This is a genomic window from Kitasatospora saccharophila (assembly GCF_039529925.1).
GTDB lineage: Bacteria > Actinomycetota > Actinomycetes > Streptomycetales > Streptomycetaceae > Kitasatospora > Kitasatospora saccharophila.
Window position 1 is genome coordinate 38,437 of record NZ_BAAANS010000014.1, and the last position, 22,064, is coordinate 60,500.

16 protein-coding genes and 1 pseudogene are annotated in these 22,064 nt (G+C 76.1%); 11 read left to right on the forward strand and 6 right to left on the reverse strand.

The window, feature by feature from the left end:
- Window positions 1–128: 128 nt before the first annotated feature.
- Both eccCa and ABD345_RS12710 read left to right on the forward strand, forming a co-directional pair.
- The gene (gene eccCa / locus ABD345_RS12705; RefSeq protein ID WP_344552189.1) at window positions 129–4,142 is read left to right on the forward strand and encodes a type VII secretion protein EccCa; all 4,014 of its coding nucleotides are present in this window, start codon (window positions 129–131) and stop codon (window positions 4,140–4,142) included.
- An 85-nt stretch (window positions 4,143–4,227) separates the two neighbouring features.
- The gene (locus tag ABD345_RS12710; RefSeq protein WP_344552093.1) at window positions 4,228–6,936 is read left to right on the forward strand and encodes a hypothetical protein; all 2,709 of its coding nucleotides are present in this window, start codon (window positions 4,228–4,230) and stop codon (window positions 6,934–6,936) included.
- A 168-nt stretch (window positions 6,937–7,104) separates the two neighbouring features.
- Here the strand turns inward: ABD345_RS12710 and ABD345_RS12715 are convergent, their stop codons facing one another.
- On the reverse strand, window positions 7,105–7,614 hold the full coding sequence (locus ABD345_RS12715) for a hypothetical protein (RefSeq protein ID WP_344552094.1): 510 nt from the start codon (window positions 7,612–7,614) through the stop codon (window positions 7,105–7,107).
- Window positions 7,611–8,270, reverse strand: a complete 660-nt coding sequence (locus ABD345_RS12720) for a thioredoxin family protein (RefSeq protein ID WP_344552095.1) — start codon at window positions 8,268–8,270, stop codon at window positions 7,611–7,613. The genes ABD345_RS12715 and ABD345_RS12720 overlap by 4 nt, the downstream gene beginning before the upstream one ends.
- A gap of 491 nt (window positions 8,271–8,761) precedes the next feature.
- On the opposite strand from ABD345_RS12720, the pseudogene ABD345_RS40285 reads away from it, so the two are divergent.
- A pseudogene (locus ABD345_RS40285) lies at window positions 8,762–9,442 on the forward strand (AfsR/SARP family transcriptional regulator); the annotation flags it as partial.
- 124 nt (window positions 9,443–9,566) lie between these two features.
- Here ABD345_RS40285 and ABD345_RS12725 read toward each other — a convergent pair.
- Window positions 9,567–9,992, reverse strand: coding sequence for a hypothetical protein (locus tag ABD345_RS12725; RefSeq protein ID WP_344552096.1), 426 nt, complete (start codon window positions 9,990–9,992; stop codon window positions 9,567–9,569).
- A 281-nt stretch (window positions 9,993–10,273) separates the two neighbouring features.
- Between ABD345_RS12725 and ABD345_RS12730 the strand changes: the two genes are divergently transcribed.
- Together ABD345_RS12730 and ABD345_RS12735 are read left to right on the forward strand one after the other, a co-directional pair.
- The gene (locus ABD345_RS12730; RefSeq protein ID WP_344552097.1) at window positions 10,274–10,927 is read left to right on the forward strand and encodes a ClpP family protease; all 654 of its coding nucleotides are present in this window, start codon (window positions 10,274–10,276) and stop codon (window positions 10,925–10,927) included.
- Between the two features lies 1 nt (window position 10,928).
- A complete protein-coding gene (locus tag ABD345_RS12735; RefSeq protein WP_344552098.1) occupies window positions 10,929–11,534 on the forward strand; it encodes a ClpP family protease in 606 nt (201 codons plus the stop codon).
- 31 nt (window positions 11,535–11,565) lie between these two features.
- Here ABD345_RS12735 and ABD345_RS12740 read toward each other — a convergent pair whose 3' ends face one another.
- The 3 genes from ABD345_RS12740 to ABD345_RS12750 form a co-directional block, all read right to left on the reverse strand.
- Window positions 11,566–11,952: a helix-turn-helix domain-containing protein gene (locus tag ABD345_RS12740; protein ID WP_344552099.1), complete on the reverse strand. Its 387-nt coding sequence runs from the start codon at window positions 11,950–11,952 to the stop codon at window positions 11,566–11,568.
- A gap of 143 nt (window positions 11,953–12,095) precedes the next feature.
- On the reverse strand, window positions 12,096–14,642 hold the full coding sequence (locus ABD345_RS12745; protein ID WP_344552100.1) for a DUF7617 domain-containing protein: 2,547 nt from the start codon (window positions 14,640–14,642) through the stop codon (window positions 12,096–12,098).
- A 244-nt stretch (window positions 14,643–14,886) separates the two neighbouring features.
- A complete protein-coding gene (locus tag ABD345_RS12750; RefSeq protein ID WP_344552101.1) occupies window positions 14,887–15,423 on the reverse strand; it encodes a cupin domain-containing protein in 537 nt (178 codons plus the stop codon).
- Between the two features lie 154 nt (window positions 15,424–15,577).
- Between ABD345_RS12750 and ABD345_RS12755 the strand changes: the two genes are divergently transcribed.
- From ABD345_RS12755 to ABD345_RS12780, 6 genes are all read left to right on the forward strand, one after another.
- A complete protein-coding gene (locus ABD345_RS12755; RefSeq protein ID WP_344552102.1) occupies window positions 15,578–16,015 on the forward strand; it encodes an RrF2 family transcriptional regulator in 438 nt (145 codons plus the stop codon).
- Window positions 16,012–16,923, forward strand: coding sequence for a thioredoxin domain-containing protein (locus tag ABD345_RS12760; RefSeq protein ID WP_344552103.1), 912 nt, complete (start codon window positions 16,012–16,014; stop codon window positions 16,921–16,923). Before ABD345_RS12755 ends, ABD345_RS12760 begins: the two co-directional genes overlap by 4 nt.
- A gap of 501 nt (window positions 16,924–17,424) precedes the next feature.
- Window positions 17,425–18,975 carry an ABC transporter substrate-binding protein gene (locus ABD345_RS12765; protein WP_344552104.1) on the forward strand — a complete coding sequence of 517 codons (1,551 nt, stop codon included), beginning with the start codon at window positions 17,425–17,427 and terminating at the stop codon, window positions 18,973–18,975.
- A complete protein-coding gene (locus ABD345_RS12770; RefSeq protein ID WP_344552105.1) occupies window positions 18,972–20,012 on the forward strand; it encodes an ABC transporter permease in 1,041 nt (346 codons plus the stop codon). The genes ABD345_RS12765 and ABD345_RS12770 overlap by 4 nt, the downstream gene beginning before the upstream one ends.
- The gene (locus ABD345_RS12775; protein WP_344552106.1) at window positions 20,009–20,905 is read left to right on the forward strand and encodes an ABC transporter permease; all 897 of its coding nucleotides are present in this window, start codon (window positions 20,009–20,011) and stop codon (window positions 20,903–20,905) included. Before ABD345_RS12770 ends, ABD345_RS12775 begins: the two co-directional genes overlap by 4 nt.
- Window positions 20,883–21,890, forward strand: a complete 1,008-nt coding sequence (locus ABD345_RS12780) for an ABC transporter ATP-binding protein (RefSeq protein WP_344552107.1) — start codon at window positions 20,883–20,885, stop codon at window positions 21,888–21,890. Before ABD345_RS12775 ends, ABD345_RS12780 begins: the two co-directional genes overlap by 23 nt.
- Window positions 21,891–22,064 lie beyond the last annotated feature (174 nt).

Sequence of the window (22,064 nt, forward strand, 5' to 3'; positions counted from 1 at the left end):
CGGCTGAACCACCGGCCGTCCGCCGCCCGTACGCCTGGGTGGGCGGGGCCGGTTCCGTCCCCTGCTGGAGGAGGTTCCCGTTGAGCGTGGTGCTGGTCGACCGTCCGCCCCGGCGTCCCGGGCCCGCGATGCCGGACGGCGAGCTGCAGTTGCAGGAGCCGCCGGTGCTGCCGGAGCAGCAGAGCGGCATGGGCAACGTGGTGGCGATGGCGCCGATGGCGCTCAGCTCGCTCTCGATGGTGATGATCTTCCTGAACCCGCAGTCCGCGAACGGGCCGCTGACGTACGTGGCGATGGGCATGATGGGGCTGTCGGCGGTCGGCATGCTGGTCACCCAGCTGGTCCGGGGGGCGGGCGACCGCAAGCGGCAGTTGCGGGCGGAGCGCCGGGACTACCTGCGGTACCTGGCCCAGATGCGCCGTCAGGTCCGGCGGCACGTGGTGCGGCAGCGGGAGGCGCTGGCCTGGCGGCACCCGGCGCCGGGGGCGCTGGGTTCGATGGTGCGCTCCTCGCGGCTGTGGGAGCGGCGGGCGGCCCACCCGGACTTCGGGGACGTGCGGATCGCGGTCGGCGCGCAGCGCCTCGCGGTGCGGCTGGCCCCGCTGTCCACCCAGCCGGTGGAGGACCTGGAGCCGCTGTGCGCGCACGCGCTGCGCCGGTTCATCCACGCGTACGGGTCGATCGCCGACCAGCCGATCGCGGTGCACGTGCGGGGCTACGCGCAGGTGCTGGTCCGTTCCGCGCCGGACGGTGAACAGGGCTCCGCACCACGGGAGTTGGTGCGGGCGATGCTGGCGCAGCTGGCGTTCTTCCACGCCCCGGACGAGTTGCGGATCGCCGCCGCGGTGGCGCCCGGCCTGCGCACCGAGTGGTCGTGGCTGAAGTGGCTGCCGCACGCCCTGCACCCGGTGGACACCGACGGGGCGGGCCCGGTGCGGCTGGTCGCGGACTCGCTGCTGGAGCTGGAGCAACTGCTCGGCCCGGAGTTCACCGACCGTCCGCCGTACGAGCCGGACACCCAGCCGGGCCGCGACGAGCCGTTCACGGTGATCGTGCTGGACGGCGTGGCACTGCCCGCGGGCAGCCGGGCCGCGCTGACCGGGTACCGCAACGCGGTGCTGGTCGACCTGGCGGGGGCGCTGGAGTGGCAGCACGTCCCGCACCGGCTGCGGCTGCAACTGGCCGACGGGCGCATCGAGTTGGTGACCGCCGACCGCAACCGGCAGGACGAGCGCACCCCGCTGGGCCGCCCCGACGCGCTGTCCGGCCCGGCCGCCGTCCGGTTCGCCACCGCACTGGCCCCGCACCGGCTGGGCGACTCGCTGGACGCCGCCGAGCCGCTCAGCACCGACTTCGACCTGACCGCGCTGCTGAACGTCAACGACCTGTACCGGCACGACGTGGCGGCCCGCTGGGCGGCCCGGCCGCCGGGCGGGCGGCTGCGGGTGCCGATCGGCGTCGGCGCCGACGGCACCCCGGTGGAGCTGGACCTGAAGGAGTCCGCGCAGGGCGGCATGGGCCCGCACGGCATGCTGATCGGCGCGACCGGCTCCGGCAAGTCCGAGCTGCTGCGGACCCTGGTGCTGGCGCTGGCCCTGACCCACTCGTCCGAGACGCTGAACTTCGTGCTGGTCGACTTCAAGGGCGGCGCGACCTTCCTCGGCCTGGACGACCTGCCGCACACTTCCGCGGTGATCACCAACCTGGCGGACGAGGCCGCCCTGGTGGACCGGATGCGCGACGCCCTGCACGGCGAGCTGAACCGCCGCCAGGAACTGCTGCGGGCGGCGGGCAACTACAGCTCGCTGCTGGACTACGAGGACGCCCGGGCCGCCGGCACCCCGCTGGACCCGCTGCCCACGCTGTTCGTGGTGGTCGACGAGTTCAGCGAACTGCTGTCCGCGCACCGGGACTTCATGGACCTGTTCATCATGATCGGCCGCCTCGGCCGCTCGCTGGGCGTGCACCTGCTGCTCGCCTCGCAGCGCCTGGACGAGGGCCGGATGCACGCCCTGGAGTCCCACCTGTCGTACCGGATCGGGCTACGCACCTTCTCCGCGATGGAGAGCCGGGGCGTGCTCGGCGTCCCGGACGCCTACCAGCTGCCCTCGCAGCCCGGCAACGGCATCCTGCGCAGCGACACCACCACCCTGACCAGGTTCAAGGCCGCCTACGTCTCCGGCCCCTACCGCCGCCGGCGCGGCGCCGCCCGGCAGGCCGCGGCGGCCGGGCAGATCGTCCCGTACGGCACCGACCACGTCGCCCCGCGCCGGCCCGCCCCCGAGGCCGAACCGGCCGCCCCCGAGGCGTCCGACGAGCCGTCGACCACCCTGCTGGAGCTCGCCGCCGACCGGCTCCGGGACGCCGGGCCGCCCGCCCACCGGGTCTGGCTGCCCCCGCTGGAGACCCCGCCCACCCTGGACGAGCTGCTGCCGCCGCTGGCCCCGACCCCCGCGCACGGCCTGGCCCCCGACGGGCGCCCGGCCACCGGCACCCTCACCGTCCCGGTCGGCGTGGTGGACCGCCCCTTCCAGCAGCAGCGCGAACTGCTCACCGCCGACCTCGCCGCGGCGGGCGGCCACGTCGGCGTCGCGGGCGGCCCGCAGAGCGGCAAGAGCACCCTGCTGCGCACCCTGGTGGCCGGCCTGGCGCTCACCCACAGCCCGCGCGAGGTCCAGTTCTACTGCCTGGACTTCGGCGGCGGCACGCTCACCGGCCTGCGCGGCCTCCCGCACGTCGGCGGCGTCGCCGGACGCCACGAACCCGAACGCGTCCAGCGCACCGTCGCCGAGGTCACCGCCGTCATCGCCCACCGCGAACTGCTCTTCGCCCAGCGGGACCTCGACTCCGCCGCCGCCTTCCGGCGCCGCCGCGCCGCCGGGGACCCCGCGCTGGCCGAGGAGCGCCACGGCGACGTCTTCCTGGTCATCGACGGCTGGAACACCGTCCGCGAGGAGTTCACCGACCTGCTGCCCGCGCTCGCCCTGATCGCCGGCCGCGGCCTCAACTACGGCGTCCACCTGGTGATCGCGGCCGCCCGCTGGAACGACGTCCCCAGCGGCCTGCGCGACCAGCTCGGCACCCGCTTCGAGCTGCGCCTCGGCGACCCGATCGACTCCGCCGTCAACATGCGCGCCGCGCAGACCGTCCCGCGCGTCCCCGGCCGCGGCCTCACCGCCGACCGCCTGCACTTCCTCACCGCCCTCCCCCGGATCGACGGCCTCGGCGACGGCGACACCCTCACCGAGGGCGTCGCCGACCTGATCGACGCCGTCGACGAGCACTGGACCGGCCCCCGCGCCCCGCAGGTCCGGATGCTCCCGGCCCTCCTCGACGCCGCCGACCTCCCCGCCCCCGAGGGCCGGCTGCGCGTCCCGCTCGGCCTGGAGGGCAGCGCCATCGCCCCGCTCTGGCACGACTTCGAGGAGTCCCCGCACCTGCTCGTGGTCGGCGACAGCGAGAGCGGCAAGACCAACCTGCTGCGCCACCTGGTCACCGCGGTCACCACCGCCTACACCCCCGCCGAAGCCCGGATCATGCTCGTCGACTTCCGCCGCGGCCTCTACGAGAGCGTCCCCGAGCCCTACCGCCTCGGCTACGCCGTCGCCCTCGACGTCCTCAAGCAGGTCGTCACCGGCGCCTCCCGCGCGATGACCGCCCGCCTCCCCGGCGAGGAGATCACCCCCGCCCGGCTGCGCCTGCGCGACTGGTGGACCGGGCCCGAACTCTTCGTCCTGGTCGACGACTACGACCTCGTCCCGACCCAGCCCGGCGCCCAGCACCCCTTCGCGCCGCTCCTCGACCACCTCGCCCAGGGCGCCGAACTCGGCCTGCACCTGATCGTCGCCCGCTCCGCCAACGGCATCGGCCGCGCCTACAACGACCCCCTGCTGCGCCGCCTCCAGGACGTCAACACCCCCGTCACCCTGCTCTCCTGCCCGCCCAGCGAGGGCGTCCTCTTCGGCAGCACCAAGCCCCGCCCGCTCCCTCCCGGCCGCGCCCTGCACATCACCCGCCGCCGCACCGTGCAGCTCCAGACCCCGTACCTGCCCGAACCCGAACCGGAGCCCGAGCCGGAGCCGGAGCCGGAGCCGAGCGGGGTGCTCGGTCGAGCGGGTGGGCGTCCACGTCCGCCGGGCTGACCCCCGGGCACCCGGCCGGGACGCCCGCCCGGAACCGCGCGGGCCCGTTGAACCGGGCGGCCCGGCCCGACCGTATATCCCGACGATGAGCCTCTCCCGTTTCGGCCGGACCGCCCGCGCCCCCGAACCCGCTCCCCTTCCGGTCCCCGCCCCCGCGCCCGCGCCCTCCGGACTGCGGGCGGTGGGGCCGCACTTCGTGATCGCCCCGGACCGGGCCGCGGACGACGAGCTGGCCGCGGCGGTGGGGACGTTGCGGGAACTGCCCGGGAGCCTGATCGTCGTCGCGGCCGCCCCCGACTCGGCGGCGGTGCTGCGCGACCGGATGGCCGACCTGGGAGTGCTGGCCCGCTCGCGCGGGGCGTCGACCCTGGTGCTCGCCGCCTCCGGACTGGCCGCCCTGGCCCCGAACGGGCGCCGCCCGGCGGAGGTGGTCGCGGACCGGGCGGAGGTGCCGGTGATCGCCCCGGACGGGGTGGTGGAGATCTCCCCGGACGGCGAGCTGGACGTCGTCGCGCCGGAGGGCTCCACGGCGCCGGCCTCCTGGTGGTACTGCGCCCCCGGGACCGCCCCGCGCCGGGCCCGCCGGGCCCGGCGGGAGACCGTCCTCGCCCCGGTCGCCGAACTCGCCCCGGCCTCCCGGCCCCCCGCCGCGCCCCGACCACCCGCCCGGCCGCCCGCCGCGGTGGAGGTGCGCCGACTGGCCGCCGGGTACTGGCTGACCCACACCGCCGCCCCGCCCGCCGCCCCGCTGCCCGGACTGGCCCTGACCGCCGCCCCACCGGGAACCACCGTCGTCCTGGTCGGCACCCCCGCCTGCCCGGTCCTGCTGCCGGAGGACTTCGCCGAGGCCGTGGCCGCCCTGCCGCTGGACGGTACCCGGCCGCTGGTCAGCGCACCGTGGGCCGCGCCGGACGAACTCGCCGCCCTGACCGGGACGCTCGCCGCCCGCCTGGCCCGCCCGGTGCACGCCGCGATCGGCCTGCCGGTGCTCGGGCCGGACGGACCGACCTCCCGGGTCCTGGACGGGCAGGGCCGGGCCCGCTGGGAGCCCTACCTGCTGCGACTGGCGGCCGCCCCCGGCCGGCCGACCGCCCCCTGGGCGTGGCGCAAGGGCCCCGCCGACTGGCGCACCGACGGACCGGCCGTCTTCGAGGCGTTCCCGTACTGGGCACTGGAGGCCGTCCCGGCCGGGCTGTGGCTGCGCCCGGAGCCGCCGCACGTCCTCACCCCGCGCTTCCGCCGTCCCGAGGCGGCCCGACCGCTGCTGATCGTCGGGGAACGGGACCGCCCGGTGGCCGCCGACGTCTTCGAGGAACTCGGCAACCTGCTGGAACGGCTGCCCACCGCGGGCACCGAGGGCTTCGGCCTGCTCGTCCACGGCCTGCTCGACCCGTCCACCGTCCCGGTCGCCCGCTTCGTCGCCCGCCTGCACGACCTGGACTGGCTCGGCCCCGAACACCCCGCCACCACCCCGCCCGCCCCCGCGCCCGTCTCGTACGGCACCAGCGCCGCCGTCGCCGAGCCCGTGGCGCCCACCGAACTCGTGGCGCCCACCGAGCCCGTGGCGCCCACCGAGCCCGATGAGCCCGAGGCGGCCGCCGTAGCCGCCCGGCCCGCACCACCCGCACCGCTGCCGCCACCACCGGTCCGGACGGTCACCAGCAGCGCCCCCGAACTCGCCCTCCCGCCGCACGAAGCGCCGCCCGCACCCGCACCCGCGCTCGCACCCGCGCGGACGGCCACCGCCGGTACCGCCGAGCCCGCCCTCCCGGAGCAGGAGACGCCGCCCCCGCCACCCCCGCCCGTCCGGACGGCCACCAGCGGCGGACCGCCCGAGGCCGCTGACGAGCCGTCACCACCCCTCCCCATCCCCGACCCCGGCTCCGACCCCGACCCCGGCCCCGACCCCGCACCGGATGCCGACGCCGAACCCGGGAGCCCTCCTCCCCCCGCCGACACCCCGCGCTACCACCGCTTCCGTCCGGAGGACCACCCCCGTACCGCGACCGGCGCCAGCAGCGGGGCGGACCGCGAGGCCGTCCGGGCGCTGCTCGGTGAGCACTACCACCGGTGCGCGGGCCGGGTGGAGCAGGTGTCCACCCGGCTGCCGGGGCTGCGGTCGAGCCCGAAGGACGACATCAAGCCCGATCTGGCCGCCGTGCTGCTGCACCACGGCGATGCCGGAGTGCCGGTGGGGCGGGGGGAGTTGGTCGCGGCGGCCCGTTCCGGCGACCCGGGGCTGGGGCCGTTCCTGCGCTGCCTGGGGTCGGGGCTGCGGCGGCTGCCGAGTCATCACGGCGCGGTGCTGCTCGGGGCGCCGCCGGGGACGGACCCGGTGGCGCTGCTCGCCGAGTACCGGGTCGGCCGGGAGCTGGTCGAACCGGCCCCGGTCACCGGACTGTCCGCAACCCTGGCCGAACTCCCTCACACACCGGTCGAGTTCGTGATCTGGTCGGCCACCGGTCGGCGCACCGCGGCCTTCGCCGGCAGCGGGCCGGAGGAACCGCAGGTGACCTTCGCCCCGGGCACGTCCTTCACCGTGCTGGACGTCCTGCCCGCCGAGGCGTCCGAGGACGGGGACGCCGGGCGGCCCGCCCGGGTCCTGCTGCGGGAGGCCGCGGACGCCGGGGCCGCCGACCCGGCCGCGCGCGACCGCGCCGCGCTCACCCGGCTCCGGTCCTGGCTCGACCGCCGGGCCCGGATCGCCCCGGCCGACCGCCGGACGGCCGACCGCCCCGAGCGCTTCCACCTCACCCCGGGAGTCGCCGTACCGGCCGAACCCACCGGCACCTGACGGGAGTCGGGCGGCCGGTCCCCGGTCGGCGGCGGCCCCGGACAGCACCCGGCGACCGCCCCGGCCGGGCCCGCCGACCGGCCCGGGCCCCGGCCACGACCCCGGGTACAGCCGGTCCGTACTGGGCCGCCGGTCCGTACCGGGCCGCCGGGCCGCGGCCGGTGCGGATCAGGCGAGGTCGAGGTGGATCACCTCGTCGGTGACGGGCACCAGGCAGCGGGTCTCGCTGCAGGCCCCGTAGCTGACCACCACGTCGGCCTGCCGGGAGCCGGTGCTGCGGACCGGCAGGGTGAACGTCACGGCGCCGTCCGGGTAGACGGGCAGCTCGACGTCCAACCCGGCCGGTCGCAGTCGGCGGATCTCGCGGTCCGTGCTCGGGCTGCCGGTGGCGGTGAGGTCGCCCCGGACGGACAGCCTGGTCGGAATGCCCAGCCCGTCGACGCCCTCCGCGGGCAGGTCGATGCTGTAGAGGTGGAAACCGCTCTCCTGCGGGGTGAAGGTCGCCCGCACCTCGCGCCGACCGTCGGACGCCGGGACCAGCGTGACCGTGACGGTGACCCCGTTGGCCGTGGCCTGTGCGGTGGGTCGGGCGGGGCGGTCCGTTCCGCAGCCGCCGAGCAGCAGGGCCGAGACCGTGGCGGCCCCCAGCACGGCCCACGGCCGGAGCCGGAGCCTCACCGGTCGCCGGCGGGCGCCCAGCGGGTCAGGAAGCTGCCGACCTGACCGGCGTCCATGCTGCTGGCGTTGGCGAAGGCGCCGTCGTCGGTCGCGGTCCGCAGGTCGCCGTCCGACTTCAGGACGGCCAGTGCCGGGATCCCACTGGTCTGCAGGTTGACGTACTGGGCGGCGAGGTCGAGGTTGTGGTCGAACTTGCCCACGTCGACGGCGACCACGACGTAGTCCTTCCGCAGCAGCGGTTCGACCTGCGCCGAGCGGAACATCACGTCCAGGGCCCGGCAGTCCGGACACCAGTTGGCGCCGAAGTCGACCAGGACCTCCCGGTGGTCCTTCGCGGCCTCGGCGAGGGCCGCCTGGATGTCGGCCTTCGCGTCGCGGGTGGCGTCGTACCCGTCGGGAAGGGTCCGCGCGGCGGTCGGGGCCGCCGGGGCCGCCGGGGTCGTCGGGGTCGGGGTCGTCGCGGGAGTGGGACTGCCGCCGGGCGAGGCGGCCGTGCCGGACGGCGTCGCCGCCGTCGTCGTCGCCGCCGCCGCCGAGGAGACGGACGCCGGCGCGGTGCCGACCGTGCCGACCGTGCCGGCCGTGCTCGAAGCGCATCCGGTGGTGAAGGCGATTCCTGCGAGCGCGACTGCCGTCCCGAGGCGTATTCGACGCATGGGGTTCCCTCCCGTAAGTGATCAGACGCAGGAGGATAGCGGGGACGGTCCGGCTCCGTTCACGCGGTCCGGCCGCGGCGCGGACGTCCCGGAACGGGAGCGGCGGCTCGCGTCCGACCCGCACCCCGCTCGACGGGCCGACGGCGTCCGGGGGTTCACCGTGGGGACGGGCGGGGGCCTCGCGACCCGGCTCGGACGGCGAACTTCTGACGTCGGGTCAGCGAACGCGGGCCGGCCGCTGCTTGAACGCTGGGCCACCAGGTTCCCGGCCGGGTGGCCGACGGGCGGGACGGGCGGGTCCGGGCGCGCCACAAACGCGCGGAAAACCGTACAAAACTGCGATCCGTCGGCTCGGAAAACGGACAGCCGGGTGTGGCAGACTGCCGCCCGAATCGGGACGGAACGCTTCGCCAACCCGCATCCACCTGGGGGGATCCGTGTTCATTCGACTGCTGGGACCGGTCGAGCTGTCGACCGCCGACGGTCGCTCGGTGGCGCCCGGCGGGCCCAAGCGGTCGGGTGTGCTGGCGCTGCTGGCGCTCGAACTGGGCCGGGTCGTCCCGGTGGCCCGGCTGTTCGAGCTGCTCTGGGGCGACGCGGCCCCCGCCCAGGCCCGGGCCGCGCTCCAGGGGCACGTCGCGGCCCTGCGCAAGCTGCTCGCGGGCACCCCGTTCACCCTGCAGACCCGGGCGCCGGGCTACCGGCTGGACGGGCCGGCCGACCTGGTCGACGCGCTGCGCTTCGAGCGGCTCGCCGCCCGCGCCGCCGAGCTCACCGGACCGGACGGGGACCCCGGGCCGGAGGGGGACGCCGCCGCGGTCGCGCTGCTGCGCGAGGCCCTGGGGCTGTGGCGCGGGACCTCCGCGCTGGCCGACCTGCCGGAGACGGAGCTGCGGCGCGTCCTCGCCGCCGGCCTGGACCGGCAGGGCATGCGGGCCCTGGAGTGCTGGGCGGAGCGCCTGCTGCGGCTGGGCCGCGGCCCGGAGGCGGTCTCCGCGCTCGACCGGGCGGGCGCCGAGGACCCGCTGTACGAGCCGGTCGCCGCCCTGCTGGTCCGCTGCCTGCACCGCTCGGGCCGCCTGGCGGACGCCCTCGCCGCCTACCACCGCACCCGCCGGCGGCTGGCCGAGGGACTGGGGGTCCGCCCGGGCCGCGTCCTGCAGTCGGCGGTCGACGAGATCCTGTCCGCGCCACCGGAACCGTCCCCCGCGCCGACGCCGACGCCCGCGCCCGCGAACCCGTCCGTGCCCGCGAACCCGTCCGTGCCCGGGCCCGTGCCCGTGGGCGCGACCGCCGTCAGCGGGCCGGGAATTCGGCGATCAGCTCCTGCACCCCGTCCTCGCCGAAGCGGCGCATCAGCAGCGCGACCCAGTGCGCCACCTCGTTCCGCTCCGCCCGCGTCCAGCGCCACGCCGACGGGTGCTCGTCGACCACCAGCCCCCGGGCGATCCGGTGCAGCGCGTCCGACACCTCCGGCAGCCCGTCCGGCCCGTCCGGTCCCCCGTACCCGTCCGGCCGGGCCGCCGAGCGCTCCTCCGCCAGGCCGCGCAGTGCCAGCCGGCGGGCCGCCGCCGCCACCTCCCGGGCGCCGGAGTCCCGCACCGGGAGGGCGCCGCCGTCCGCTCCGGGCCCGGGCGCCCCTTCCCGCGGCGGTGGGGCCGCGGCGTCCTCGGCCGCCAGCCACGAGCCGATCAGCGCCCGGATCTCCTGTTCGCCGTCCATGCGCTCCAGAATGCCAGCCCCGGCACCGCCCACCACCGCCGTCACCGTCACCGCCCTCCTCCGCCGTCCGCTCGTCGTCACCGTCCCGTGGACCTGAACGGCTGCCGCCCCGCGTCGCGTTCACCGTTGCGTCCGCGGAACCGTCCGCGCGGGGGTGAGCGGCCCGCCGTCCGCCGGCGCTCTGCCCGCAGCGAATCTGCGGCGGGCAGAGAAGCCTTCGCCCGGGGCCGCCGGTCGCCGACAGTGGAGTCACCGACCCTCCGTCAGCACCGGGAGACCCGATGACCCCACTGTCCAGCACCTTCCCCCACCGGCTCCGCCCGCGGGTGGAGGACGGTGACACCCCGCCCAGCCCGTTCGACGACCACCTGGCGGCGCTGCTGCTGGCCCGCCGGATCGTGCTGCTCGGCACCCAGGTCGACGACGTGTCGGCGAACCGGGTGTGCGCGCAGCTGCTGCTGCTCTCGGCGGAGGACCCGCGCACCGACATCAGCCTGTACATCAACAGCCCGGGCGGTTCGGTCACGGCGGGGCTGGCCATCTACGACACCATGCGGCTGATCCCGAACGACGTGTCGACCCTGGCGATGGGGTTCGCCGCCAGCATGGGGCAGTTCCTGCTGACGGTGGGCGCGGCGGGCAAGCGGTTCGCGCTGCCGAACGCGCGGATCATGATGCACCAGCCGTCGGCGGGCATCGGCGGCACCGCGTCCGACATCGAGATCCAGGCGGAGAACCTGGAGTACACCAAGCTGGCCATCGAGCGGATCACCGCCGAGCACACCGGGCAGAGCCGGGAGACCATCGCCCGGGACGGCGACCGGGACCGCTGGTTCACCGCCGAGCAGGCCCGCGAGTACGGGATGGTGGACCGGGTGCTGGAGTCGCTGGCCGAAGTCGGCGCGACCGCGTCCCGTCGACGGGCGGGGCTGTGACATGGCCTCCTACCCGATTCCCTACGTGATCGAGCGGACCGCGCAGGGCGAGCGCTCGTACGACGTGTTCAGCCGGCTGCTGAACGAGCGGATCGTCTTCCTCGGCACCGAGATCGACGACGGCGTCGCCAACGTGGTGATCGCCCAGCTGCTGCACCTGGAGTCCGCGAGCCCGGACGAGGAGATCGCGGTGTACCTCAACTCGCCGGGCGGGTCGTTCACCTCGCTGATGGCGATCTACGACGCGATGACCTTCGTGCGCTGCCCGATCGCCACCTACTGCGTCGGGCAGGCCGCCTCCACCGCCGCCGTGCTGCTGGCGGGCGGCGACCCGGGGCGGCGTTCGGTGCTGCGGCACTCCCGGGTGCTGCTCGGCCAGCCCGCCAGCGGCGGGCGGCGCGGGACGGTCTCCGACCTGAGCCTGGCCGCCAAGGAGGTGCTGCGGATCCGTGCGCAGGTGGAGGAGGTGCTGTCCCGGCACACCGGCCACCCGGTGGCGACCCTGCGCGCCGACATGGACCGGGAGAAGGTGTTCAGCGCCGAGGAGGCGGTGGCGTACGGCCTCGCCGACCGGGTGCTGAACAGCCGTCTCCCCGCCGCGGGTTGAGAGCGGGGCCGGTACGGGGACGGGCTGCCGCTCAGGCCGCCAGGCAGAGCCCGCCGTACCGGCCCGCGGACGCCGGCCGGCCGTGCGGGGCGGTCGCGGTGTGCAGCGCGACGAGTTCCCGCTGCACCAGCGAGAGCACGTCGCCCAGGCCCAGGCCGAGCGCCCGGGCGGCGGCCGCGAGCACCTCGGAGGAGGCTTCCTTGCGGCCGCGCTCCAGCTCCGACAGGTAGGGCACGGAGATCCGGGCGGCCTCCGCGACGTCCTTCAACGTCCGCCGCTGGGCGAGCCGTTCGCGCCGCAGCACGTCGCCCACCACGTCGCGCAGCAGGGGTTCCCTGGGCGCCGGGGCCGCCGGCACCTCGGGCCGGGGGCGCAGCGGGAGGACACGGGCCGGGGCGGGCGAGGCGTGGGTGCTCATCCTCCCAGCCTAGGCACCGGGCGGCGGAAGGAAAGTCCGCGCCGCTCTGCTTTCGGCAGAACGGCGCGGCGGGCGACCGGCCGCCGGGTCGGAAGTGCCCCGGCGGCCGGTCAACTAGGCTGTGTGGCAAGGAGGTTGGGCTGCTAGTCCGGCACCGCCAACAGGCACAGCAGCGAGCAGGCGACCGCCGAGGAGGCCGCGGTGTTGGTCGGGACGGTGCCCGCGGGCGAGTTGGCGGCGACGAAGCTGGCGGAGGCGGTGTTCTTCACCGGCAGCGCCAGCAGCAGCGAGTCGCAGTAGACCTGGCGGCTGGCCCCGGCGGCCAGGGCGAACGTCCCGGCGGCGGTCCGGCAGGCGGGCGTGGACGGGTCGTTGACGGTGACCGCGGCGGCGTCGACCGGGCCCGCGTTGCTGACGGTGATCCGCCAGTGGGCGGTGCCCAGCAGACCGAGCAGGCCGACGGGGCTGGTCTTGGCCCAGGGTCCGGGTCCGCCGGGGGCGCAGTCGTGCGGGTTGAGGGAGCCGCAGATCTCCTTCTGGACGCTGACCTTGGGCTGGCAGCCGGCGCCGGGCGCGACCGGGGCGGTGACGGTGTTGGAGGTGAGCGCGCCGGTGGCGTCGGTGCCGGTGGCGGTGTTGCTGACGGCGGTGGTGGCGCAGTCGGCGGCCACGGTGGTGCGGAAGCAGATCTGCGGGGCGTCGCCCTTGTACTCGACGACCAGCATCGGGTGGTTGTTCGCGGTGAAGTCACCGGTACTGGTGAGGACGAGCTGCGCGGTGACGGTGAGCGCGGGGTGGGCGGCGGGGTCGACGCCGCTGAGGTCGACGGTGCCGTCGGCGGCGAGGCCCGGGGTGGTGACGGGGGTGCCGTCGGGGTCGGTGACCAGGACCCGGGAGGCGCCGAGGTCGACGTGCGTGAGGTCGAGGCCGGTCAGCCGGGCCCGGGTGTAGGACTGGACGTGGCCGGTGCTGCCGTCGCAGTAGAAGTCGGTGGGCTTGAGGGTGACGGTGGCGCCGCTGTGCTGGCAGGGGCTGGCGGCGGTGGCCGGGTCCATCGAGAACAGCACGCCGGCGTCGCCGAGGCCGATCAGGCAGCGGGTGGTGCTGTCGTAGCTGTAGCCGTAGTCGCGGGTGGTGCCGCCGTTGGCGGTGGGGTGGGTGGCGGGCAGCGGGAAGCCGGCGCAGGGGGCGGCGGCCCGCCAGTCGTAGCAGAGGGTGACGCCGCTGCCGCCGCTGCCGCCCCAGGCCGGGAAGTAGCTGCGGGTGGTGGTGTCGGTGGTGACGGTCTCCGGGTCGAAGGTGAGGGTGGAGCCGCTGAGGGTGGCGAGGATGCCGGGTGCGGTCAGCGGCGAACCGTCGACGGCGTAGCAGGTGGTGAGGACGTTGGCGCCGCCGGCGGTGCTGGTGCAGACGCCGTTGGGGTGGCCGGCGGTGTCGTAGGCGGTGAAGGCGTCGTAGGTGTAGTAGGCGGAGCTGGGTCCGGCGGTGTGCGGGGTGCTCCAGCCGGCGCAGGTGGTGTTGGTGCTGGTGTCGAAGCAGCCGATGGCGGGCGCTCCGGGAACGGTGGAGCCGCCGCCCTGCGGGGCGGAGGAGGCGAACACCTTGTCGCCGACGGCGGTCAGGCCGCCCTGGTAGAGGGCTCCGGGGTTGCCCGGCAGGTCGTGGTTGGCGGCGACGATCGGGGCGTAGGGCTGTCCGGCGCAGGGGGTGCGGCCGGGCAGGGTCATGCACAGCACCTGGCCGGTGTTGGCGACGGCGTACAGGTTGTCGCCGACCTTCGCCAGGCCGGCGAGGTTGTTGGCGCTGCTGGGGGAGGTGCCGTTGGTGGCGAGCGCGGTGTAGCCGCAGTTGGCGTGGGCGGCCAGGTCGAGGCAGCCGATGCCGACGCCGGTGGCGGTGTTGGCGGGGTAGTAGAGCAGGTTGGACTGCTGGGGGTCGATCACGTACTTGGTGGTCAGCGGGCTGCCGAGGTCGCCGGTGTTGCCGGTGCCGAGGGGTCCGACGGTGGTGTTCAGCGGGCGCGGCCAGGGGCCGCCGGTACAGGGCTGGCCGGTGGTGAGGCTGCTGCACACCGCCTTGGCGGCGGCGGGCGAGGCGTGGTGGTAGATGCTCCAGGCCTGCACCTCACCGGTGGGGGTGCGGTACAGCACGGGGGTGTAGCCGTCGCCGCCGGTGGCCTGCGCGGTGGGCTGGACGGGGGCGAGCAGCAGCGGGGAGATCTCGGTGCCGCCGGAGCGGGCGACCGGGTTCTCGGCCCGGACGGCGACGGTGGCCGCGCCGGTGTCGGTGGGTCCGAAGGTGCTGCCGTCGGTCGACCAGGACGGGGTCCAGCCGGGCGGCACCTTCAGCGAGCCGGGCACGTAGCCGCCGGCGCCGCCGATCGGGTCGGTGACCTGGGCCGGGGCGGGGGTGTCGTCGGCGGCGTTGTTCTGGTACTTCACCGTCCAGTCGAGGGTGTCGCCGTGCTGGGCGGTGGCGGCACCGGGGTGGGTGGCGTTGCGCACGCTCTTGACCAGCGTGGAGCCGGAGCCGGCGTCGGTGCTGGTGGCGGCGGTGGCGGCCTGGCCGCTGGCGGGGGCGGTGCCGCCGAGGCCGAGCAGCAGCAGGGCGGTGGCGAGCGACGCGGCCAGGGTGGCGCGGCGGGGGTGGGAGCGACGGATCGGCAGGGGCGGACGCGGGCTTCTCAGCACTGTTTCTCCACCTCGGGATCGGCAGCTGACCTGACGGGTCGTCAGGCCACGCCGCGGACCAAGGTAAGGTGGCGGCCGGTTCGCCCCGGACCAAACTTTTCCTATTGGTCACATCATGACCGAATATGACCAATCATCGGGTCCGCGACCGCCCCGGAAAACGAACACCAGGCCGCCGGTCGCCCCGCCGTTCGCACCCCGCCGGAGCCGGCGCCTCCCGGCCCCGGCCCCGTCCCCGACCCGCTCAGGATTCGGTGTGCAGGCTCGGCAGGTTGACCACGATCGCCTCCTGGGTGCTGCGGGCGATCACCACCACGGCCTCGTGCGCGGGATCGGGGTTCTCCTCGCGGTGCGGGACGTAGGGCGGCACGAAGACGTAGTCGCCCGGCCCGGTGCGCAGCCGGACCTCGACCGGCTCGCCGGAGGAGTGGTCCAGGAAGACGAACTCGGGGTGGCCGCTGACCACGTGGATCGCGGTCTCCGACTCGCCGTGGTGGTGGTCGGAGGAGGCGGTGGCGGGGGCGACGTGGGTCTCGCCCATCCAGAGCTTCTCCGAGCCGACGGTGCGTCCGCTGATCGCCGCGAACCTGCGCATCCCGCCGCTCTGCGCGGTGTCGCCGTCGAGTTCCCCGGCCCGGACGTGGTGCAGGCGGGCCCGGAGCGGGACGGCGGCGTCCGGGTCGGTGTCCGGCGCGGTCAGGTGCGGGTGGAAGCCCTCCCCCGCGCAGGTCCGCAGGCTCCCGTCGGTCGCCGGAGCGGGCTGGTGCGGGTCGGTGGACACGGGGTCTCCCGGGGGGCTGGACGACGGTGGGACGCACGGAACGCTAAGCGCGGCCCGAAAAGGATGTCAAGAGGTGTCCTTTCGGTCCGGGGCCCGGAACCGGCTGCCCGGGAAGGGACTTGATGATCCCCCGGCCCGGTGGATACTTCGGACCATGCATATTTCCGCGAAGGCGGACTACGCCGCCCGCGCGCTGGTCGAGCTGGCCTGCGACACGGGGCGTCCGCTCACCTGCGAGGCCATCGCCTCCTCCCAGGAGATCCCGTTCCGGTTCCTGAAGTCCGTCGTCGGCGACCTGCGCCGGGCCGGGCTGGTCCGCAGCCAGCGCGGCTGCGAGGGCGGCTACTGGCTGGGCCGCCCGGCCGCGGAGATCACGCTGCTCGACGTGGTGCGCGCCGTGGACGGCGAACTGATCACGCTGCGCGGCGAACCGCTGGCCGCGCTCGCCTACCCCGGCCCGGCCGACGCGCTGCCCGACGTCTGGCGCGAGGTCGAGGAGCGGGCCGGCGCCCTGCTGGCCGCCACCACCGTGGCCGCCCTGGTGCACCGCTCCCGGCGCCCGGCGCCCCGTCCGGTCGCGGAGCCGGTGTGACCGGCCGCGACGCCGCCCCCGCCGGACCCGCGCTGGAGGTGGTCGAGTTCACCGACCCGTTCTGCCCCTGGGCCTGGGGTTCGGAGCCGGTGCTGCGGGCGCTGCGCCGCGCGCTGGGCGGGGGCGCCGCGCACCGGCGGGTGTTCGGGATCCTGTTCGACGAGGACGAGGAGCCCGCCCCCGATCCGGCCGCGGAAGCCGCCTGGTACGGGGAGTTCGTGACCCGGGTGTCGGCGCACACCGGCGCGCCGCGCCCGGCCCGGCTGCACTGGGTCGCGGCGAGCAGCTGGCCGGCCTCGCTGGCGGCGGCGGCCGCGGAGGCGCAGGGTCCGCGGGTGGCGGAGCGGGTGCTGCGGCGGCTGCGCGAGTCGATGTTCGTCCGGGGCGAGCCGGCCGACACCCCGGAGCGGATCGCGGCGGCGCTGCGCGGGGTGCCGGGCCTGGACGCGGCGGCGCTGGCCGTGGCGGCGCTGGCCGTGGCGGCGGCCTCGGCGCCGGTGCGGGAGCGGGTGGCCCGCGACCGGGCCGAGACCAGGGCGCCGCGGCCGGAGGTGGTGGGGCTGCGCGGGGCGGGTCCGCACCCGGGCGGGGCGAAGGAGATCGCGGCCGGGCACCGCTACGCCCTGCCGACGCTGCTGTTCCGGGGCCCGGCGGGGTGCCGGGTGGTGCCGGGCTGGCGTTCGGCGGCGGAGTACCTGGCGGCGGCGCGGGCGGTGTGCCCGCGGCTGCCCGCCGTGCCGGACGGGCGGCCCGACCCGGCCGAACTGCTGCGCCGCCACCGGAGCCTGACGGCGCCGGAGCTGCCGGACGGTCCGCCGCCCGGCGCGGTGGCGGTCGACACGCCCGGCGGCCCGCTGCACCTGTCGCCGGAGGAGGCCGCCGTCTCGCCGCTGCTCTCCGCATCCTGAGACGCTCCGGAGAGCTTCGGTCCGCCGAACCGGAATTGACGCTCCGTCATTTTCCTTCCGCTGGCAGCGGATTGATCTCCGGTCCGACGGTCGGCGGCCGATCGGCCAATAGGACACCTTCTGGTGTCCATTGACACCGGGCCCGACCGCCCGACAGGATGAAGCCATGGTTACGACGCACCCCAACGTGGTGTGCCGCTACGTGGACTTCCGGCGCACCAGCAGCGACCTCTGTCTCTGAGTGCCCTCCTCCGCCGGCGGCACGACCGCCCGCGGCTCCCGGAACGCGGCCGCCCCGCGCCGCACGGCAGGCTCCGGCCGCCGTCCCCGGGCCTCCTCCCCCAGGCACCGCCCCGCCCGTGACCGGGCGGCGACGGCTGCCGCCCCCTTCCCCCGCCGGTGCCCCGCCGCGCCGTCACGCCCGTTCCCCGCCGTCCGCGCTCCGCCGCGTCGACGCGTGCGTCCGGGTGCCCGCCGTGCCGTGAAAGGTGACGCACGCCCATGACCAGTTCCGCCCCGTCCTCCGCCACCCTCGCCAGACGCTCCTTCCTCGGCCTCGGCCTGGGGGCGGGCGCCGCGCTCGCCCTCACCGCGTGCGGCGGCGCCACCGTCGCCCAGACCGGCGGGTCCGGCACCGCCGGCACCCTCAAGTGGGGCTGGGCGCTGCCCACTTCGTGGGACCCGGTGTTCTCCTCGGCCGGCTGGGACGTGCACGTGCTGTCCCTGGTGTACGCCGGCCTGACCAAGCTCGACGAGAGCGGCAAGGCCGTCCCCGCGCTGGCCACCGGCTGGGAGTACAGCGCCGACGGCACGAAGCTGACCTTCACCCTGCGCCCCGGGCTGGTCTTCGCGGACGGCACGCCGCTGGACGCCGCCGCCGTGCAGAAGAGCCTGGACCGCGGCCGCACCGAGCCCAAGTCGCTGGTCGCCCCGCAGCTGACCCAGGTCAAGCAGGTGCTGGCTCCGGACGCCACCACCGTGGTGCTCGAACTCGCCTCCCCCGACTACCAGTTGCCCAACCTGCTGGCGGGCAAGACCGGCCTGGTGGTGAACCCGAAGGCGTTCGAGTCGGACGCCGCCGCGCTGGCCTCGAAGCCGGCCGGCGCGGGCCCGTTCAGCCTGGTGTCGTACGTGCAGAACAGCAAGGCTGTGCTGCGCCGCAACCCGCAGTACTGGGACGCCGGGTCGATCGGCCTGGAGAACTTCGAGGTCTACCCGCTGCCGGACGCCGCCACCGTGGTCGGCGGCCTGCAGTCCGGGCAGTTCGACGTGGCGCAGATCCCCGGCAGCCAGGTCGAGGCGGCGAAGGCCGCCGGGCTGGAGGTGCAGGAGATCCCGTCGCTGGTGGTCGCGGTGCTGGACGTCAACACCACCAAGGCGCCGTTCGACAACCCGGACGTGGTGGAGGCGCTGAAGTACGCGATCGACCGCGAGGCCCTGGTGAAGACCCAGCTGTTCGGCCACGGCGAGGTCAACTACCAGCCGTTCCCGAAGGGTTACGTCGGCTACGACCCGGGCTCGGCCGACCTGTTCCGCTACGACCCGGACAAGGCGCGGGCACTGCTGGCGAAGGCCGGGCACCCGGACGGCGTCGACCTGACGCTGACCACCAGCGCCGCGCAGGGCCTGCCCGAGCAGCTGCAGGCGCAGCTGAAGGAGGTGGGCATCCGGGCCACCATCGAGGTGATCCCGGCGGCGCAGGCCACCCAGATCGTCTACGTGCAGCACTCCAAGGCGCTGTTCACCGACCAGTTCGCCGGCCGCGACTCGGCCGCCCAGGCGTTCCAGGTGCTGTTCGGCGAGCAGGGGCTGATGAACCCGGGCCGCAGCACCCCGCCCGAGCTGCGGGCGGCCGTCCAGCAGGTCTCGCGCACCCCGCTGGACTCGCCGGACTACCCGAAGGCGCTGCAGGCGGCGACCGCGCTGGCGGTGCGGACCATGCCGAACGTGTTCCTGTACAGCGTGCCGCGGCTGCTGGCCCGGCGGAAGTCGGTCTCGCCGATCCCGGCGTTCACCGTGGTGCAGCGCTTCGAGGGGGTGAAGGTCGCGTGAGCGCGGCGCTGCCCGTCCCGGCCGGGCGCACCGCCGGGTGGCTGCTGCGCCGGGCCGCCCGGGCGCCCCGCTCGCTGGGCCGGGTGCTGGCCTCCGCCGTGACGGTGTTCCTGCTCTCCTCGGTGCTGACCTTCGGGCTCGGCGCGGTCTCCGACGCCAACCCGGCGGCGGCGGTGCTCGGCGAGACCGCGACGCCCGCCGACATCGTCCGGCTGAACCACGAGTTCGGCCTCGACCGGCCGCTGTGGGCGCAGTTCGGCAGCTGGCTGGGGCACGCCGTGCAGGGCGACCTGGGCCGCTCCTGGTTCACCACCCTGCCGGTGGGCGACTCGATCGCGGCCGCCCTGCCGGTGGACCTGTCGATCGCCGGGCTGGCGCTGCTGCTGGCCGTGCTGCTCGGCTCGGCCGCGGGCATCGCGGCCGCGCTGCGCCCCGGCAGCCGGCTGGACCGGGCGGTCACCGCGCTGTGCACCCTGCTGGGCACGCTGCCCGCGTTCGTGGTGGCGATCGGCCTGATCACCCTGGTCTCCGTGCAGCTGCAACTGCTGCCCTCGGGCGGCTACGTGCCGCTCGGTCAGGACCCGGTCCAGTGGCTGCGGTTCGCGCTGCTGCCCGCCCTGGCGCTGAGCCTGGACGCGGCGGCGGGCATCGCCCGGCAGCTGCGCACGTCGCTGGTCGGCGCGCTGCGCGAGAACTGGGCGACCGGCGCGACGATGCGCGGCCTGTCCCGCCGCCGGGTGCTGTTCGGGCACGTGCTGCGCAACGCGGCCGGGCCCGCCGTGACGGTGCTCGGGATGAGCGTGCCGATGCTGATCGGCGGCGCCGTCGTGACCGAACGGATCTTCAACCTGCCGGGGATCGCCCAGCTCTCGCTGCGCGCCGCCGAGCAGCACGACGTCCCGGTGATCCAGGGCACCCTGCTGGTGACCGTCGCCGTGGTGCTGGTCGCCAACCTGGCGGTGGACGCCGGGCTGCTGGCGCTCAACCCGGCCGCCCGCCGCGGCGCCCGCCGCAGTGCCCCGGCGGGTGCGCGGTGAGCGCGGCGCTGCGCCGCCCGGTGGCGCGGGTCGCGCTGGCGGTGCTGGCCGCGGTGCTGCTGCTCGCCGTGCTCGGCGGCCGGCTCGCCCCGCTCGACCCGCTCGCCCAGGACACCGCGCACCTGCTCCGGGGGCCCGGCGCCGGGCACCCGCTGGGCACCGACTACCTGGGCCGGGACGTGCTCAGCCGGCTGCTCGCGGGCACCGGCCCGTCGGTGGCCGCGGCCGCCGAGGCGGTCGGCACCGCCCTGCTGCTCGGCGTGCTGCCGGGCCTGGCCTCGGTGCGGTTCTCGGCCCCGCTGTCCTGGGTCGCGCTGCGCGCCGTGGACGCCCTGATGACGCTGCCGTTCACGCTGTTCGCGATCGCCGCGGTCGGCGTCCTCGGCAACGGGCTGCACCAGGCGATGCTGGCCCTCGGCGTGCTGCTCGCCCCGCTGTTCTTCCGGGTCACCCGGGCCGCGGCGCTCGGCCTGGACCGGGCCCAGTACGTGGAGGCCGCCGAACTGATGGGCGCCGGGCGGTTCACCGTGCTGCGCACCCACGTGTGGCGCAAGGTGCTGCCGACGGTCGCGGTCACCACCGCGCACGCGCTGGCCACCGCGCTGCTCACGGTCGCCTCGCTGACCTTCCTCGGCATCGGCGTCCAGCCGCCGGCCCCGACCTGGGGCGGGATGCTCGCCAGCGACCTGGGCTTCCTCGCCCAGCAGCCGTGGGCCCCGGCCGTGCCCACCGCCCTGATCATGCTGACCGTCGGCGCGCTCAACCTGCTGGCCGACGCCCTGCGGGACGCCGAACCGGCGGCGCCCGCCCCCGACCCCGGACCGGCCGCCGCCGCCCCGGACCCGCTGCGCGAACCGGAGGAGGCCCGCGATGACCACCGCGTCCGTGTCTGACCGCCCGCTGTCCGACCGCCCCGCGCCCGGGAGCCCGGTGCTGGAGGTGGAGAACCTGCGGGTGAGCGTCGGCCGGGGCGCCGCCGAGGCGGTGCGGGAGGTGTCCTTCACCGTCCTCGCCGGGCAGTCCGTCGGCCTGGTCGGCGAGTCCGGCAGCGGCAAGACGCTGACCTGCCGGGCCGTCCTCGGCCTGCCCGCCCCCGGCGTCGAGGCCGCCGCCGACACCCTCGCCCTCGCCGGCACCGACCTGCTCGGCCTCGACGGACGCGGCTGGCAGCGGCTGCGCGGCACCCGGCTCGGCGCGGTCTTCCAGGACCCCGGCTCCTTCCTCAACCCCTCGCTCACCGTCGGCCGCCAACTCGCCGAACCGCTGCGGGTGCACGGCGGCCTGTCCCGGCCGGACGCCCGCCGGCGCGCCGTCGAACTCCTCGACTCGGTCGGGCTGCGCGACCCGGAGACCGTGCACGACCGCTACCCGCACGAGCTGTCCGGCGGCATGCTGCAGCGCGTCCTGATCGCGATCGCGGTCAGCGGCGATCCCGCCCTGCTGGTCGCCGACGAGGCCACCACCGCACTGGACACCGTCGTCCAGGCCGAGGTCCTCGACCTGCTGGCCCGGCTGCGCGAGGAGCGCGGCCTCGGCCTGCTGCTGGTCAGCCACGACCTCGCGGTGGTCGCCGACGCCACCGACCGGCTGCTGGTCCTCTACGCGGGCGAGGTCGTCGAGGACGGCCCCACCGCGAGCGTGGTCGCCGCCCCCGCCCACCCCTACACCGAGGCCCTGCTCGCCGTCGCCGGCCTCGGCCCCGGCACCCGCACCCGCTTCCCCGTCATCCCCGGCCGGCCCCCCGCCCCCGCCACCCCCGCCCCCGGCTGCCGCTTCGCCCCGCGCTGCGCCTACGCGACCCCGGACTGCACCCTCGCCCCGATCCCGCTGACCACGGGGCCGGACGGCCGCAAGGTGCGCTGCCTCAAGGGCAGTTGAGGACGCTCGCACGTACAGGGGCTCGGCGGAGCGCGCATTCAGGGGCTCGGGGAACGGCGAGGCCCAGTCTGCTCACGGTGCACTGCCAGAGCGCGCATCGGCTTCCGGTTCCGTTCAAGACACGCAGCAGCACGGACTCGCCGTTCCCCGAGCCCCTGATTTCACTTCCCACCG

What these genes read in the sequence shown, in the direction of transcription:
- eccCa (WP_344552189.1), top strand. Translation starts at nt 129, where the DNA reads ATGCCGGACGGCGAGCTGCAGTTGCAGGAGCCGCCGGTGCTGCCGGAG.
- ABD345_RS12710 (WP_344552093.1), top strand. Translation starts at nt 4,228, where the DNA reads ATGAGCCTCTCCCGTTTCGGCCGGACCGCCCGCGCCCCCGAACCCGCT.
- ABD345_RS12720 (WP_344552095.1), bottom strand. Translation starts at nt 8,270, where the DNA reads ATGCGTCGAATACGCCTCGGGACGGCAGTCGCGCTCGCAGGAATCGCC.
- ABD345_RS12725 (WP_344552096.1), bottom strand. Translation starts at nt 9,992, where the DNA reads ATGGACGGCGAACAGGAGATCCGGGCGCTGATCGGCTCGTGGCTGGCG.
- ABD345_RS12730 (WP_344552097.1), top strand. Translation starts at nt 10,274, where the DNA reads ATGACCCCACTGTCCAGCACCTTCCCCCACCGGCTCCGCCCGCGGGTG.
- ABD345_RS12735 (WP_344552098.1), top strand. Translation starts at nt 10,929, where the DNA reads ATGGCCTCCTACCCGATTCCCTACGTGATCGAGCGGACCGCGCAGGGC.
- ABD345_RS12740 (WP_344552099.1), bottom strand. Translation starts at nt 11,952, where the DNA reads ATGAGCACCCACGCCTCGCCCGCCCCGGCCCGTGTCCTCCCGCTGCGC.
- ABD345_RS12755 (WP_344552102.1), top strand. Translation starts at nt 15,578, where the DNA reads ATGCATATTTCCGCGAAGGCGGACTACGCCGCCCGCGCGCTGGTCGAG.
- ABD345_RS12765 (WP_344552104.1), top strand. Translation starts at nt 17,425, where the DNA reads ATGACCAGTTCCGCCCCGTCCTCCGCCACCCTCGCCAGACGCTCCTTC.
- ABD345_RS12780 (WP_344552107.1), top strand. Translation starts at nt 20,883, where the DNA reads ATGACCACCGCGTCCGTGTCTGACCGCCCGCTGTCCGACCGCCCCGCG.